Origin of the sequence: Belnapia rosea, assembly GCF_900101615.1 — a bacterium.
GTDB lineage: Bacteria > Pseudomonadota > Alphaproteobacteria > Acetobacterales > Acetobacteraceae > Belnapia > Belnapia rosea.
Window position 1 is genome coordinate 604,000 of the sequence record NZ_FMZX01000001.1, and the last position, 12,685, is coordinate 616,684.

A 12,685-nucleotide genomic window follows, 5' to 3' on the forward strand; every position below is an offset into this window, starting at 1 on the left:
CCGCGACGCCGCGCAGGGGAGGTCAGCCCGCGCCGAGGCCGAGGCGCTTCACGCGGGCTTCCTCCATGTCGATCGTCTCCGCCATGTTGCGGGCGTAGTCGGCGCTGTTCAGGTATTGCAGCGGCTGGTCGAGCTTGGCGAGCACGGCGAGATGCGACGGGTCGTGCAGCGCGCGGCGGAAGCCCTCATGAAGGGCGGCGGTGACCTCCGGGTCGAGGCCGGCCGGGGCGACGAGGCCGTAGGGCGAGGTGATGACCATGCCCTGGTAGCCGAGCTCGAGCAGGGTCGGCACCTCGGGGAAGCCGGGACGGCGCTCGGGCGTCCAGACATTGAGCAGGCGGAGCTTGCCCTCCTTGATCAGCTCGTAGAGGCCGGTGCCGGCGGCCGTCGCCTCGATATGGCCGCCGAGCAGGGCCGGGACGGCATCCGCCTCGCCGCGGAAGGGGACATGGACGACGTCGAGCTTCTCCCGCTCGGCGAGGTCGACCATCGCCAGATGCGGCGTGCCATTGGCGCCGGTATTGCCCCAGCGATGGCGGCCGGGGTTGCGCCGGGCATCGGCCACCACCTCCTGCCAGGTCTTCCACGGGCTGTCGCCGCGCACCACGATGCCGAAGGTGTAGCCGGTGAGGTGGATGATGGGCGTGAAGTCCCGCCGCGGGTCATAGGCCATGCGCTGCATGAAGGGCAGGCGCAGCGCGGGCAGGGTCATCTGCGAGATCAGGTAGCCATCCGGCTTCGCGCGGGCCACGGTGGCGGGGCCGAGGGTGCTGCCGGCGCCCGGACGGTTGTCGGTGATGACGGTCTGGCCGAAGGCGCGGGTCGCGGCCTCGGCCAGGGCGCGCATCTGCACATCCGTTGCCCCGCCGGCGGGGAAGGGGACCAGGAGCGTGATCGGGCGTTCGGGGAAGCGGGTCTGGGCGCGGGCGGCGAGGGCGGGCAGGGCGAGGCCCGCGCCGAGCAGGGCGCGGCGGGTGGCGGAGGGCATGGATCGTTCGTCCCGGGTGGTCTTCTGGATCTTGCCCCGCCGCCGGGTGGCGGCGGGGATGGGCGCCTCGGTCAGAGGGTGCGGCCGATGATCTCCCGCATGATCTCGCTGCTGCCGCCATAGATGCGCCCGACGCGGGCATCGGCCCAGGCGCGGCCGATCTCGTATTCGGCCATGTAGCCGTAGCCGCCATGGATCTGCAGGAAGTCGTCGAAGAGGCGGTTCTGCAGCTCGGCACCGAGGAGCTTCGCCGTCGCCGCCAGCTCGACCGTCAGCTCGCCGCGCAGGTGGAGCGCAAGGCAGTGGTCGGCGAAGACGCGGAACATCGTCGCCTGGGCCTTGGCATCGGCCAGCTTGAAGCGGTTGTGCTGGAAGTCGATCACCGGCTGGCCGAAGGCCTGGCGCTCCTTGGCGTAGTCGACCGTCTTCTCCAGCATCACCTCCATGCCCATCGCCGCGCGAACGGCGATGACGAGGCGTTCCTGGGGGAGGTTGCGGATGAGGTAGCTGAAGCCCCGGTTCTCCTCGCCCAGCAGGTTGCCGACGGGGACGCGGACATCCTCGAAGAACAGCTCCGAGGTGTCCTGCGCGTGCAGGCCGATCTTCTCGAGGTTGCGGCCCTTGGTGAAGCCCGGCGTGCCGGCGGGGACGCAGATCAGGCTGATGCCCTTGCGGCCGGCGGCGGGGTCGGTCTTGGCGCAGACGATGACGAGGTCGGCGAGCTGGCCGTTGCTGATGAAGGTCTTGGAGCCGTTGATGACATACTCGTCGCCCTCGCGGCGCGCCGTGGTGCGCATGGCCTTGAGGTCGCTGCCCATGCCGGGCTCGGTCATGGCGATGGCGCCGATGATCTCGCCGCGCGCCATCCCCGGCAGCCAGTCGCGCTTGCGCTGCTCCGTCGCCAGGTCGGCGATATAGGGGACGACGATGTCGGAATGCAGCGGGAAGCCGGGGCCGGTGCAGTTGGTGCGGGCGATCTCCTCGATGATGATGGCGCTGTAGCCGAAATCGGCGCCGGCACCGCCATACTCCTCCGACAGCATGGGGCAGAGCAGGCCGGCGGCGCCTGCCTCCAGCCAGACCGAGCGCGGGACGATGCCGTCGCGCTCCCACTGGCGGTGGTGCGGGACGATGTGGCGCTCGAAGAAGCGGCGCACCTGGTCGCGGAACATCTCGTGGTCGGTGTTGTAGACGGTACGCGGGCCGGCGAGGCTGCGGCCGGGCAGGGCGGGGTTGGTGTCCATGGCGTGCGTCTCTCCCGTTCAGATGGCTTTGGCGTCGCGCAGGGCGGCGATCTCGGTGGCGCTGAAGCCTGCTTCGGCCAGCACCGCCTCGGTATCGGGCCGGGCCGGGACGCCGGGTTCCGCCACGGTGCGGCTGAAGCGCGGGGCGGGGGCGGGCTGCACCACGCCGCCCCGGTCGAGGAAGGTGCCGCGGGCGCGGTTGTGCGGATGGGCCGGCGCCTCGTCCATGTCGAGAATGGGGGCGACGCAGGCATCCGTGCCTTCGAACAGGGCGGTCCAATCGTCGCGGGTGCGGCCACGGAAGATGGCGATGAGCTCGCCCTTCAGCGCGGGCCAGGCGGCGGGGGACATGCGGTCGGGGAAGCGGCTGGCGTCGAGGCCGAGCTTCTCGCACATCAGGGCGAAGAATTGCGGCTCGATCGGGCCGACGGCGAGGTAGCGGCCATCGGCGCACTCATAGGTGTCGTACCAGGGGGCGCCGCCATCGAGCATGTTGGTGCCGCGCTCGTTGGTCCAGCGGCCACGAGCCTTCATGGCGTAGATCGGCGCCATCAGCATCGCCGCGCCATCGACCATGGCCGCATCCACCACCTGGCCACGGCCGCTGGTCTTCGCCTCCAGCAGGGCGGCGAGCAGGCCAAGTGCCAGGAGCATGCCGCCGCCGCCGTAATCGCCTACGAGGTTCAGCGGGGGGACGGGGCGCTCGCCGGGGCGACCGATGGCGTGCAGCGCGCCGGTGAGGGCGATGTAGTTCATGTCATGCCCGGCGGCCTGGGCCAGCGGGCCCTCCTGGCCCCAGCCGGTCATCCGGCCATAGACGAGGCGCGGGTTGCGGGCGAGGCAGGGCTCGGGGCCAAGGCCGAGGCGTTCCATCACGCCGGGGCGGAAGCCCTCGATCAGGGCATCGGCAGATTCGACGAGGCGCAGGGCGGCCGCGATGGCAGCGGGGGATTTGAGGTCGAGGCCGACCGTGCGCCGGCCGCGGGTGATGAAATCCTCGGGTGGGGCCGGAGGTGCGCCCGGTCGTTCGAGGCGGATGACATCGGCGCCGAGATCAGCCAGCACCATGCCGCAGAAGGGGCCGGGGCCGATGCCGGCGAATTCCAGGACGCGCAGGCCCTTCAATGGTCCCATGGGCTTCCTCCATTCTTGGAGGGAAGCTTAGCAGGCTAAGCGATCGGCGGAAGCGGAAAGCGAAAAGGGCCGGCATCGCTGCCGGCCCAGGCCCAGGCCCGCCGCCTAGCTGCGGCCGCCTTGGCTGTTCTGGCCACCCTTCTTGCCGGCCTCGCTGGCCTTCTCGCGGTCCTGGGCGAAGTTGCCGGCGTTGCCCTGGGCGCCGCCGCCATGGCTGTGCTGGCCACCGATGCGGCCGGCCTCGGCGGCCTTCTCGCGGTTGTTGGCGAAGTTGGCCGGGTTGTTGGACTTGCCCTGGTGCTGGCCACCGATGCGGCCGGCCGCGGCGGCCTTCTCGCGGTCATTGGCGAAGTTGGCCGGGTTGTTTTCCTTGCCCTGGTGCTGGCCACCGATATGGCCGGCCTCGGCTGCTTTCTCGCGGTCGTTGGCGAAGTTGCCGGGATTGTTCTGGGCACCCTGATGGGTGCCCCCGGTGTGGCCAGCACGGGAGGCCTTCTCACGGTCATTCGCGAAGTTGCCCGGGTTGCTGTTGCCGCTATTGGCCATGATCTCGTTCCCTTCGGTTGACTGGGTGGCCGCGCCCTGGCCGCGACCCGCATCGGAGGAACGTGAAACGGTGTGGATGGATGCGGCACCATCCGCATAGGGGCAAGAAAATATGCTGCAAATTCAATATTATAAACTGGCCGCATGCAGGACGAATACCGTCTGTGCGGGGTCTTTGCAGGGCCGTTGCGGAGCCGGACCTGCAATATCCCCGGGTTGGCAACCGGTATGGATCCTCTCGTTCAACGGGAGCGCGAATGACGGCCAAGGACCGTGCTGCCGATGATGGTCAGGGTCAGGGTGACGACGAGGAGGATGAAGGCGAGGGCGGCGCCGAAGGGCCAGTTGGTGCCCCGCACGAACTGGTCGTAGACGGCGGGCGCCATCATCTTGAACTGCGGCCCGCCGAGCAGGACGGGCGTCGCATAGGCATTCATGCAGAGGATGAAGACGAGGACGCAGCCGGCGGCGACGCCGGGCAGGGCGAGGGGCAGCACCACGCGGCGGAAGCCGGTGAGCGGCCCGGCGCCGAGATTGGCCGCCGCCTCCTCCACCTGGCGGGGGATGCCCTCGATCACCGCGGCGAGGGTCAGGATCATATAGGGCGCGACGACGGCCAGGATGCCGGCGATGACGGCGCCCGTGGTGTAGAGCAGGGCCAGCGGCTCCGTGATGAGGCCGAGGCTGCGCAGCGCGGCGTTGATGGCGCCGTCGCGGCCGAGCAGCGCCATCCAGCCGGCGGCGCGCACCACATTGCCGACCAGCAGCGGGAAGAGCGTCAGGATGACGGCGAGGCTCTTCCAGCGGCTCTGCATCCGCGCGAGCCAATAGGCGGCAGGGAAGCCGAGCAGCAGGGCCAGCAGGGTGCAGGCCAGCGCCACGCCGAGCGTCGTCCCCAGCACATCGCGGTAATAGGGGTCGGCGATGGCGCGGAGGTAGTTCTCGGCGGTCAGCGCCTCCTGCATCATCTGCGCGGCGCTGTACTCGTTGAGGCTGATGCGGAACAGCATCGCCATGGGCGCGACCAGCAGCCCGAGCACCAGCAGCGTCGCCGGCAGGAGGAGGGCGGCCATGCCTGCGACCCGGCCTAGCGCTTGAACTCCTTGTTCCAGAAATCGATCAGCGCGACCTGGTTCCTGGCGATGTACTCGTAGTCCGGCGTGCGGAGCTTGGCCTGCTGTTCCGGCGTGAGGCTGATCTGCCTGGCAAGCTCCGGCGGGAGCTGGGCATCGGTCACCGTCGGCGCATAGCCCATGCGGTCGGCGAAGGCGGTCTGGGCGCGGGCGTCGAGGGCGGCGTTGAGATAGGCCATGGCGCCGTCACGGTTGCGGGCGTTCTTCGGCACGGCCATCTCGAAGCAGATGCTGGTGGCGCCCTCGGCCGGCACCGCATGCTCGACCGGGATGCCGGCCTTCTTCCACATGAAGCCGCGGGCGAGCCACATGATGGTCAGCCAGACCTCCTCCGACTTCAGCGCCGCCGCCAGCGCCTCGTTCGAGGGATAGACCTTCACGTCGAGGCTGCGGAGCTCCATCAGCTTCTTCTTGCCCGGCTCGTAGTCGTGCTCGGTCCCGCCGGCGACCAGGGAGGCGGCCTCCATGTTCTGCAGGTGGAGGATGTCGACCAGCCCGACGCGGCCGCGGTATTTCGGGTCCCACAGATCGGCATAGGCCTGGGGTGGCGTCGGGACCTTGGCCGGGTTGTAGAGGATGACCTTCGCCGAATAGATGTGTGGCGCGGAGTAGGGCCGCTTCAGCGAGGGGATGGCACGGGCGAGGTTGGGCACCCGGCCCTCCTCCACCGGCTCGAAGACGCCCTGCTGCGCCATGGTGAACATGTCCACATCCGAGAGGCAGCAGACATCCATGCTGCCGCGGCGGGCCTGGCGCTCGGCGATCAGCTTGGTCTTGCGCGGGTCCTGCGGGCCGACATCCTGCACCACCTCGAGCCCGCGGGGCCCGAGGATCGGCTTGTCGATATTGGCGGCGAGCAGGTCGCCATAGTCGCCCCCCCAGGTGCCGACCACGACCTGGCCGGATTGCGCGGTGGCGAGGCCGGGCAGGCCGGCGGTGAGGGCGGCGGCGAGGGCGCTGCGGCGCGTGAACATGCGGGGGTCTCCGGCGGGGGTCAGGGGGTGTCGTCGGGCAGGTCGCCCGGCTCGGCGGGCAGCAGCCGCGCCTCGGCGGGATCCCAATGGGCGAGGACGGCATCGCCGGGGGCCAGGGCGCGGTGCCGGCTGGATTCGGGCGGTGTCGGGGCGATGGCGACCAGCGGCGTGCCGCCGAGGTCGAGATGGTATTCGGTCTGCGCGCCGAGATAGGTGACGGTGGCGAGGCGCGCCGGCAACCCTTCGCCTTCGGTGGCAACGGCGATGCGCTCCGGCCGGAGGGCGAGCACGCTGGCCCCAGGCGCCGGCGCGGCGAGGCAGGGCAGCAGGGCGCCGCCATGCGCGCGGAAATGGCCCGGCCCTTCGGGCGCACCGCGCAGCAGGTTGCAGCGGCCGATGAAGCCGGCGACGAAGGCATCGGCCGGGCGTTCGTAGAGATCCTCGGCCGTGCCGGTCTGGCGCACCCGGCCGCGCTCCATCACCACCAACCGATCAGCCATGGTCAGCGCCTCCTCCTGGTCATGGGTGACGAAGAGGGTGGTGAGGCCGAGGCGCTGTTGCAGGGCGCGGATCTCGAAGCGGACCTCGGCGCGCAGCTTGGCGTCGAGGTTGGAGAGCGGCTCGTCCAGCAGGAAGACGGCAGGGTTGACGACGAGTGCGCGGGCCAGCGCCACGCGCTGCTGCTGGCCGCCGGAGAGCTGGCGGGGCAGGCGGTCCGCCATGCCGTCCAGGCGGACGAGGCGCAGCGCCTCGCGCACGCGGGTCTCGCGCTCGGCGCGGCCTATCTTCCGCATCTCGAGGCCGAAGGCGACATTCTGCCCGACCGTCATATGCGGGAAGAGGGCGTAGGACTGGAAGACCATGCCCGTGTTGCGGCCATGCGGCGGGGTGCGTGTCACGTCCTGCCCGGCGATGAGCACGCGGCCGCCGCTCGGCGGGATGAAGCCGGCGACCATCCGCAGGGTCGTCGTCTTGCCGCAGCCGGAGGGGCCGAGCAGCGCCACCAGCTCGCCCTCGGCGACGTCGAGGTCGACGCGCTCCACGGCGGTGGTGGCGCCGTAGCGGCGGCTCAGCGCGTCGAGGGTGAGGGTGCCCATGCTCAGACTACGCGGCTCAGCGAGACGAAGCGGTCCGTGATCAGCATCAGCGCGCCGACCAGAAGGATCTGCACCGTGGCGACGGCGGCCAGCGTTGGGTCCACGCGGAATTCCAGGTAGTTCAGCATGGCGACGGGCAGGGTGGTGCGGCCCGGGCCGACCAGCAGCAGAGTGAGCTCAAGATTCTCGAAGCTCTGGATGAAGCTGAAGAGACAGGCGGCAACGACGCCGGGCCGCAGCATCGGCAGCGTGACGCGACGGAAGACGGTAAGGGGACGGGCGCCGAGATTGGCGGCTGCCTCCTCCACCGCCGCATCCAGCCCCTGCAGCGAGGCGGAGACGAGGCGGACGGTCCAGGGGATGGTGAGCAGCGCATGCGCGGCGACGAGGCCGGCCATGGTGCCCTTGATGTCGTCATCCACCCAGAATTCGGCACGGACGTAGAAGAGGTAGAGCGCGGTGCCGGCGACGACACCGGGGACGGCGAGCGGGCCGAGCAGCAGGGTGTTCAACGCGCCGCGCAGCCCGCCGAGCCGGGCGCGGGCCAGGGCGAGCGCGGCGGCGGTGCCGAGCGGGACGCCGATGGCCGTGGCGGCCAGCGCCACCTGCAGCGAGGTGACGAAGCCGCGGGCGAATTCCCGCCTCTCCCAGGCATTGGCATACCAGGCAAGGGTGACGCCCTCGGGCGGGAAGGAGACGATCTCCTGCGCGAAGACGCTGATGACGATGACGGCGAGCACCGGCGCCAGGACAAGCCCATAGGCCCCCGTCACCGCCAGCCCGAACAGCCCCCTCTGCAGGTGCGACCCTGCCATCAACGCCCCCTTTCGCCTCCCGCGGCACAACCTGCTGAGGGAATCGGCGGGGGTCAAGCGGCTGGCGGAATGCTTCGGCCTCGGCCATCATGCGGAAAACCCGGGAGGTTACAGCCGATGACGTTCACCCGCCGCCGGGCCCTGGGCGGCGCAGCCGCGGCGCTGCCGCTGCGTGCCTTCGCCCAGCCGCGCGACCCCAACACCATCCGCATCGGCGTGCTGGCGGATTTCTCAGGTCCCTACCGGGATACCTCCGGCCCCACCTCGGTCGCCTGCGCGCAGCAGGCGGTGGAGGATAGCGGGCTGCTGGCGCGCGGCTTCAAGGTCGAGGTGGTGCAGGCTGACCATCAGAACCGTCCCGACGCCGCACTCGCCCTCTGCCGGCGCTGGTTCGACCAGGACAGCGTCGACATGGTTTGCGAGGTCAACAACAGCGCCATTGCGCTCGCCGTCGCCAACCTGGCGCGGGAGAAGGACAAGGTGCAGCTGGCCTCCGGCGCGGCCTCGAGCGTCCTGACCGGCGAGAGCTGCAGCCCGAACACCATCCAATGGACCTATGACACCTGGATGTTCGCCAATGCCGTCGGCACGGCGACGGTGCAGGCGGGCGGCGACAGCTGGTACTTCCTCACCGCCGATTACGGCTTCGGCCACCAGATGGAGCGCGACACCGGCCGCTTCGTCCAGGCGGCGGGCGGCAAGGTGCTGGGCAGCGCGCGGTTCCCCTTTCCGGGCACCACGGATTTCTCGGCCTTCCTGCTGCAGGCCCAGGCCTCGCGCGCCAAGATCGTGGGCCTCGCCACCGCCGCGGCGGATACGGTGAACTGCATCAAGCAGGCGAGGGAATTCGGCCTCGGCCGGCGTGGGCAGAAGCTGGCGGGCCTCGTCATGTTCACCACCGACATTCATGCGATCGGGCTCGACGCGGCGCAGGGGCTGTTGCTCTCCGAGGTCTTCTACTGGGACCTCAATGACCGCACCCGTGCCTTCCTCAACCGGGTGAAGCCCAAGGCGCCGCAGAATTGGCCGAACCAGGAACATGCCGGGACCTACTCAGCCTGCCTGCACTACCTGAAGGCCGTGGCGGAGCTGGGGGCGGCGCGTGCCAAGGCAAGCGGACTTGAGGTCGTGCAGCGGATGAAGGCGATGCCGACCGATGACGACTGCTTCGGTCCCGGTACGATCCGGGCGGATGGGCGGAAGATCCACCCCGCCTATCTGTTCGAGGTGAAGTCACCGGCCGAGAGCCGGGGCCCCTGGGACTACTACAAGCTGGTTGGGACGGTGCCGGCCGAGAAGGCTTTCCGGCCCCTGGAGGAGGGCGGCTGCCCACTGGTGCGGTAGCCTCCTCGCGGATGCCTCAAGGCTCCTCCGTGGGGTTTGACCTTGAGGCACCCCTTCTGTATGTACCCGCTTGCATGCGTCGTGAGCCGTGCTGCACCTGCGGAGGGGTGGCCGAGTGGCTGAAGGCGACGGTTTGCTAAACCGTTATAGGGGGTCAACCTCTATCGTGGGTTCGAATCCCATCCCCTCCGCCATTCCGATGGCTTAGCTGCGGCCTGTTCCCTTTGTGCATGATGGTTTGCGAGCGTTCGGGATGTCCTCCCGGATGTGTCCATCTGCGGACTTCAGCCGTCCCGAGGGATTGCTTGATGCTGTGGCCACCGAGCTAGTAGCGGGCGTACCGGATACCACCCCGCCGGGTGGTGCCACTCAGACCGGCCGGCTGCCCCGGAAGCGCATATAGGCTCGGCGCCCTCCTGTGCCGTCGAAGGCTACGACATCGTAGGTGTCGTCCGGCTCGCCGGGCACCTCCATCCCCGGAGAGCCGGTTGGCATGGCGGGTACGGCCAGGCCGCGCAGGCCCGCCGGGCGCTCCCCCAATAGCCGGAGCACGGCCTGGGCGGGCACATGCCCCTCCAGCGCATAGCCCTCTATCAGGCCCGCATGGCAGGAGAGCAGGTCCGACGGAATGCCGAGCATGCGGCGGACAGGCGCCGCCGAGGCCACGAGGTTGTCCTCGACCTGGAACCCGGCTGCCCTCATATGCTCGACCCAGCCGGTGCAGCAGCCGCAATTCGGATCGCGCCAGACCCGAAGCAGCGGCCTGCCGGCGGGCTGGCCAGAAGCACCGTGGGTCGTCCCGGTCGCGGCGAGCGCCGCCAGGACATGCCGCCGTCTCATCCGTGTATCCTTCTTCGTGCAGCCGGGCGGTCGGCCGGTCCGGCGTGGAGCGGGGAGACCATAGCACCGGCCGCAAAGGGGAAGGCAGCCGAACATCAGCGCGTCCAGGCCGCCGGGGAGCAGGCGGCGGTGACCGACAGCATAGGCGCGATCTCCTCCATCTGGTCGATGATGCCGACCTCTGTCAAACCGAGGAAGCCGCTCCGGGTGTCCAACTCGGCGTGGCAGGCCCGGGCCTTGCAAGGGTGGGCCTGCTCCAGTGCCGCCGAGAGGGATGACTGCATGCACGCCTGCGGCCGCGCGGCCATCAGGGCCAAGGCCGACCGGAACGCCCGGGTCCTTCGGCACCGTCGCCTGGCCCCCGGCGCTGTCGCCGCGCTTGCCCTCGCGCTTCTCGGCGGCTGCGGATCGCTGTCTGGGCCGAAAGGCGAGGAGGTGGTGAGCGGGTTCGACCGGGTCTGCGCGCCGGTGACGCGGACGCGGCACGCCACCGGAATCGAGGTCGTGCCGTCGCCCGAGGCGCTCCGGTCGGCCTCCGCCCGGCTTGAGGCCTGGGGCTTCTCGCGTGACGCCATCGATATCGCCGAGGTCATCGGTGCCCTGCCCCTGCTGGAGCGGCTGCTCTCGGCCGAGACGGAGGCGGCACGGGCCCGCGGCCCCGATGCCGAGCTCCGGCTGCTGCGCCTGCGCATGGCCATCTCGGAGCGGATCCAACTGGCCATGCTCGACGTCTCGAGCACGCTCGCCGTGATCGACTGCGAGGGGGAGCGGGGAGACGCGCTGCGTGTGCGGCTGCAGGCGACGGAGGACCGCCGTGCCCGGCGACTGGGTCTGGCCAGCATCCTGGTCGGCGCGGCGACGGCGGCCCTGTCGGGCGGGCTTTCGCTGGGTGGCGCCTCGGCGGGCGGGGACATCGCCGGAATCGTCGGTGGTACGACGGAGGCCTCGGTGGCGACCGCCCTGCTGTTCGGGGAAGCCTCCGGCAGGCTGCGGACCGAGCGCAACCTCCTGCGCGAGGTCTGGGAGCGGCCGCCGCGCTCCGAACTGTTCCCGCGCACGGTCTGGCGATACCTGACGCGGCGCCCGGTGGATGCGCCGGACCGTTCGGCCCCCGCCGAGACGGTGGCGGCCGAGTGGCGGGCCGGGGAGAGGTTCGGCCCAGCCGGCTCGCAGGCCGAGCGCGACCGCACCCTGCTGCTGTTCGGAGCGGGCGGCACCTACACGGTCCAGGAGCTGGAGATGCGGGACGCGATGCTGGACCTGCTGGAGGCGAGCATCGCGCTGATGAGCGAGACGCTGCGGATCCTGGTGATTGAGCTGGGCGAGCGTCCCTTCGCGGAGGGGCCCGGCGCAGGAGGATGAACTGCCGGCCTGCCACGCTGAAGCGCCCGAAGCCAGTCGCCGCGCAATTCTTGCAGGCAGGGCGCGGCATGCGCGTTCCCTCTGATCGGCGCGGCGAACCGGCGGTGTAGGAGAGGAGGATGGGTCGTCCTTCCCCACGAACCAGTCGTTTTCATCCTTTGGATAAATGTAATAACGAGGCCTGTCTCGGGCTTTCCGTAATGGACCGTCTTCAGTACAAAATCACGTTCAGGGTTTTCAGCCCCAGCAATACAATTCACCGACGCCATTATATTCCCTGATGTTCCGCATCCGGCCTGTTTCCTGTGCCGTAAGGCAGCTGGGTCCATACGACCCAGGAGGAAGACATGGCACACGATACCTACGTCCAGGATGGCAAGCTGCTTTACTCGACCGACCTGACGGCGTTGAACAATTCGGGCGTTGACGGCCGGGCCGTGCTGCTGATCGACCAGGACACCCGCACCCTGACAGTGGACATCCAGGCCAGCGGCCTGGAGCCGGGCCCGATGCACATCCAGCACATCCACGGCTTCAATGACGACACCGACGCCAAGTCGCCCACCATCGCCCAGGACAGCGACGGGGACGGCTTCGTGGAACTGGCGGAAGGGCTCGCCACCTACGGCCCGATCCAACTCAACCTCACGCTGAACCCCGAGAACTCCGCCCATGACCATGGCACGGACGGCCATGATCACACGGACGAGGCGATGTTCCCGACCGTTGGCGCCGACGGCAAGCTCAGCTACCGCGAGGTTTTCACCTTCGCGGCCGACGATCCGAACGCGAGTGCGATCCTCGACGGCATCACGCCGCTCGAGGCCAAGGAGATCGTCATCCATGGCCTGACCACCAACGCCAACCAAGGCGCCGGTACGACCGGCGAGGTGGATGGCACGGACGGGTACAAGCTGGTCCTGCCCGTTGCGTCGGGTGAGCTCAGCGGCGTGGCCCCAGCCGCCGACGTGCTTGCGGCGGTGGACGACCTTGGGCTCAACCCGAACGACGTGGTCGACTGGAACGCCATCGCCGCCCATGTCACGGAAAACTTCGAGGCAACCGGGCAGTGGTACCTGTGACCCTGGCGGCACCTTAGCTTCATAGTCCTGGCGGGCCGCGCAAGCGGCCCGTCAGCGGGAGCCGGGCCCCAGGCTTTGCGAACTGCGGGTATGGGGCATAGAGGAGGTGATCGACGGCGTCGCTGC

The 12,685-nt window shown here is 69.7% G+C and carries 13 protein-coding genes and 1 tRNA gene; 4 read left to right on the forward strand and 10 right to left on the reverse strand.

Annotated features, from left to right (window positions below):
* Positions 1 to 22: 22 nt before the first annotated feature.
* From BLR02_RS02910 to BLR02_RS02945, 8 genes are all read right to left on the reverse strand, one after another.
* Entirely contained in the window at positions 23 to 988 is a 966-nt protein-coding gene (locus BLR02_RS02910) for a tripartite tricarboxylate transporter substrate binding protein (RefSeq protein WP_090660278.1), read from the reverse strand.
* A 71-nt stretch (positions 989 to 1,059) separates the two neighbouring features.
* Positions 1,060 to 2,232 carry an acyl-CoA dehydrogenase family protein gene (locus BLR02_RS02915; RefSeq protein WP_090660281.1) on the reverse strand — a complete coding sequence of 391 codons (1,173 nt, stop codon included), beginning with the start codon at positions 2,230 to 2,232 and terminating at the stop codon, positions 1,060 to 1,062.
* A gap of 18 nt (positions 2,233 to 2,250) precedes the next feature.
* Positions 2,251 to 3,366 (reverse strand): CaiB/BaiF CoA transferase family protein, encoded by a 1,116-nt coding sequence (locus BLR02_RS02920; RefSeq protein WP_090560877.1) that lies wholly within the window; start codon positions 3,364 to 3,366, stop codon positions 2,251 to 2,253.
* A 105-nt stretch (positions 3,367 to 3,471) separates the two neighbouring features.
* Positions 3,472 to 3,912, reverse strand: coding sequence for a con-10 family general stress protein (locus BLR02_RS02925; protein WP_090660284.1), 441 nt, complete (start codon positions 3,910 to 3,912; stop codon positions 3,472 to 3,474).
* A gap of 242 nt (positions 3,913 to 4,154) precedes the next feature.
* Positions 4,155 to 4,985, reverse strand: a complete 831-nt coding sequence (locus BLR02_RS02930; RefSeq protein ID WP_090560879.1) for an ABC transporter permease — start codon at positions 4,983 to 4,985, stop codon at positions 4,155 to 4,157.
* 14 nt (positions 4,986 to 4,999) lie between these two features.
* On the reverse strand, positions 5,000 to 6,019 hold the full coding sequence (locus tag BLR02_RS02935; RefSeq protein WP_090660286.1) for an ABC transporter substrate-binding protein: 1,020 nt from the start codon (positions 6,017 to 6,019) through the stop codon (positions 5,000 to 5,002).
* 20 nt (positions 6,020 to 6,039) lie between these two features.
* The gene (locus tag BLR02_RS02940; protein ID WP_090660289.1) at positions 6,040 to 7,116 is read right to left on the reverse strand and encodes an ABC transporter ATP-binding protein; all 1,077 of its coding nucleotides are present in this window, start codon (positions 7,114 to 7,116) and stop codon (positions 6,040 to 6,042) included.
* A 2-nt stretch (positions 7,117 to 7,118) separates the two neighbouring features.
* Positions 7,119 to 7,931 carry an ABC transporter permease gene (locus tag BLR02_RS02945; protein ID WP_090560882.1) on the reverse strand — a complete coding sequence of 271 codons (813 nt, stop codon included), beginning with the start codon at positions 7,929 to 7,931 and terminating at the stop codon, positions 7,119 to 7,121.
* Positions 7,932 to 8,048: 117 nt separating this feature from the next.
* On the opposite strand from BLR02_RS02945, the gene BLR02_RS02950 reads away from it, so the two are divergent.
* Both BLR02_RS02950 and BLR02_RS02955 read left to right on the forward strand, forming a co-directional pair.
* Complete coding sequence (locus BLR02_RS02950; RefSeq protein WP_090660292.1) at positions 8,049 to 9,275, forward strand: ABC transporter substrate-binding protein; 1,227 nt, start codon at positions 8,049 to 8,051, stop codon at positions 9,273 to 9,275.
* 101 nt (positions 9,276 to 9,376) lie between these two features.
* A tRNA-Ser gene (locus BLR02_RS02955) sits at positions 9,377 to 9,469 on the forward strand.
* A 175-nt stretch (positions 9,470 to 9,644) separates the two neighbouring features.
* Here the strand turns inward: BLR02_RS02955 and BLR02_RS02960 are convergent.
* Entirely contained in the window at positions 9,645 to 10,115 is a 471-nt protein-coding gene (locus BLR02_RS02960; RefSeq protein WP_090660295.1) for a DUF411 domain-containing protein, read from the reverse strand.
* Positions 10,116 to 10,210: 95 nt separating this feature from the next.
* Positions 10,211 to 10,399, reverse strand: coding sequence for a hypothetical protein (locus BLR02_RS02965; RefSeq protein ID WP_090660298.1), 189 nt, complete (start codon positions 10,397 to 10,399; stop codon positions 10,211 to 10,213).
* A gap of 154 nt (positions 10,400 to 10,553) precedes the next feature.
* On the opposite strand from BLR02_RS02965, the gene BLR02_RS02970 reads away from it, so the two are divergent.
* On the forward strand, positions 10,554 to 11,477 hold the full coding sequence (locus tag BLR02_RS02970) for a hypothetical protein (RefSeq protein WP_218127843.1): 924 nt from the start codon (positions 10,554 to 10,556) through the stop codon (positions 11,475 to 11,477).
* 347 nt (positions 11,478 to 11,824) lie between these two features.
* Complete coding sequence (locus BLR02_RS02975; RefSeq protein ID WP_090660304.1) at positions 11,825 to 12,559, forward strand: CHRD domain-containing protein; 735 nt, start codon at positions 11,825 to 11,827, stop codon at positions 12,557 to 12,559.
* Positions 12,560 to 12,685 lie beyond the last annotated feature (126 nt).

Bases quoted from the DNA above. Each gene is read 5' to 3' on its own strand.
- BLR02_RS02960 (WP_090660295.1), bottom strand. From the start codon at position 10,115: ATGAGACGGCGGCATGTCCTGGCGGCGCTCGCCGCGACCGGGACGACC.
- BLR02_RS02940 (WP_090660289.1), bottom strand. From the start codon at position 7,116: ATGGGCACCCTCACCCTCGACGCGCTGAGCCGCCGCTACGGCGCCACC.
- BLR02_RS02915 (WP_090660281.1), bottom strand. From the start codon at position 2,232: ATGGACACCAACCCCGCCCTGCCCGGCCGCAGCCTCGCCGGCCCGCGT.
- BLR02_RS02975 (WP_090660304.1), top strand. From the start codon at position 11,825: ATGGCACACGATACCTACGTCCAGGATGGCAAGCTGCTTTACTCGACC.
- BLR02_RS02930 (WP_090560879.1), bottom strand. From the start codon at position 4,985: ATGGCCGCCCTCCTCCTGCCGGCGACGCTGCTGGTGCTCGGGCTGCTG.
- BLR02_RS02910 (WP_090660278.1), bottom strand. From the start codon at position 988: ATGCCCTCCGCCACCCGCCGCGCCCTGCTCGGCGCGGGCCTCGCCCTG.
- BLR02_RS02965 (WP_090660298.1), bottom strand. From the start codon at position 10,399: ATGCAGTCATCCCTCTCGGCGGCACTGGAGCAGGCCCACCCTTGCAAG.
- BLR02_RS02935 (WP_090660286.1), bottom strand. From the start codon at position 6,019: ATGTTCACGCGCCGCAGCGCCCTCGCCGCCGCCCTCACCGCCGGCCTG.
- BLR02_RS02945 (WP_090560882.1), bottom strand. From the start codon at position 7,931: ATGGCAGGGTCGCACCTGCAGAGGGGGCTGTTCGGGCTGGCGGTGACG.
- BLR02_RS02950 (WP_090660292.1), top strand. From the start codon at position 8,049: ATGACGTTCACCCGCCGCCGGGCCCTGGGCGGCGCAGCCGCGGCGCTG.
- BLR02_RS02925 (WP_090660284.1), bottom strand. From the start codon at position 3,912: ATGGCCAATAGCGGCAACAGCAACCCGGGCAACTTCGCGAATGACCGT.
- BLR02_RS02920 (WP_090560877.1), bottom strand. From the start codon at position 3,366: ATGGGACCATTGAAGGGCCTGCGCGTCCTGGAATTCGCCGGCATCGGC.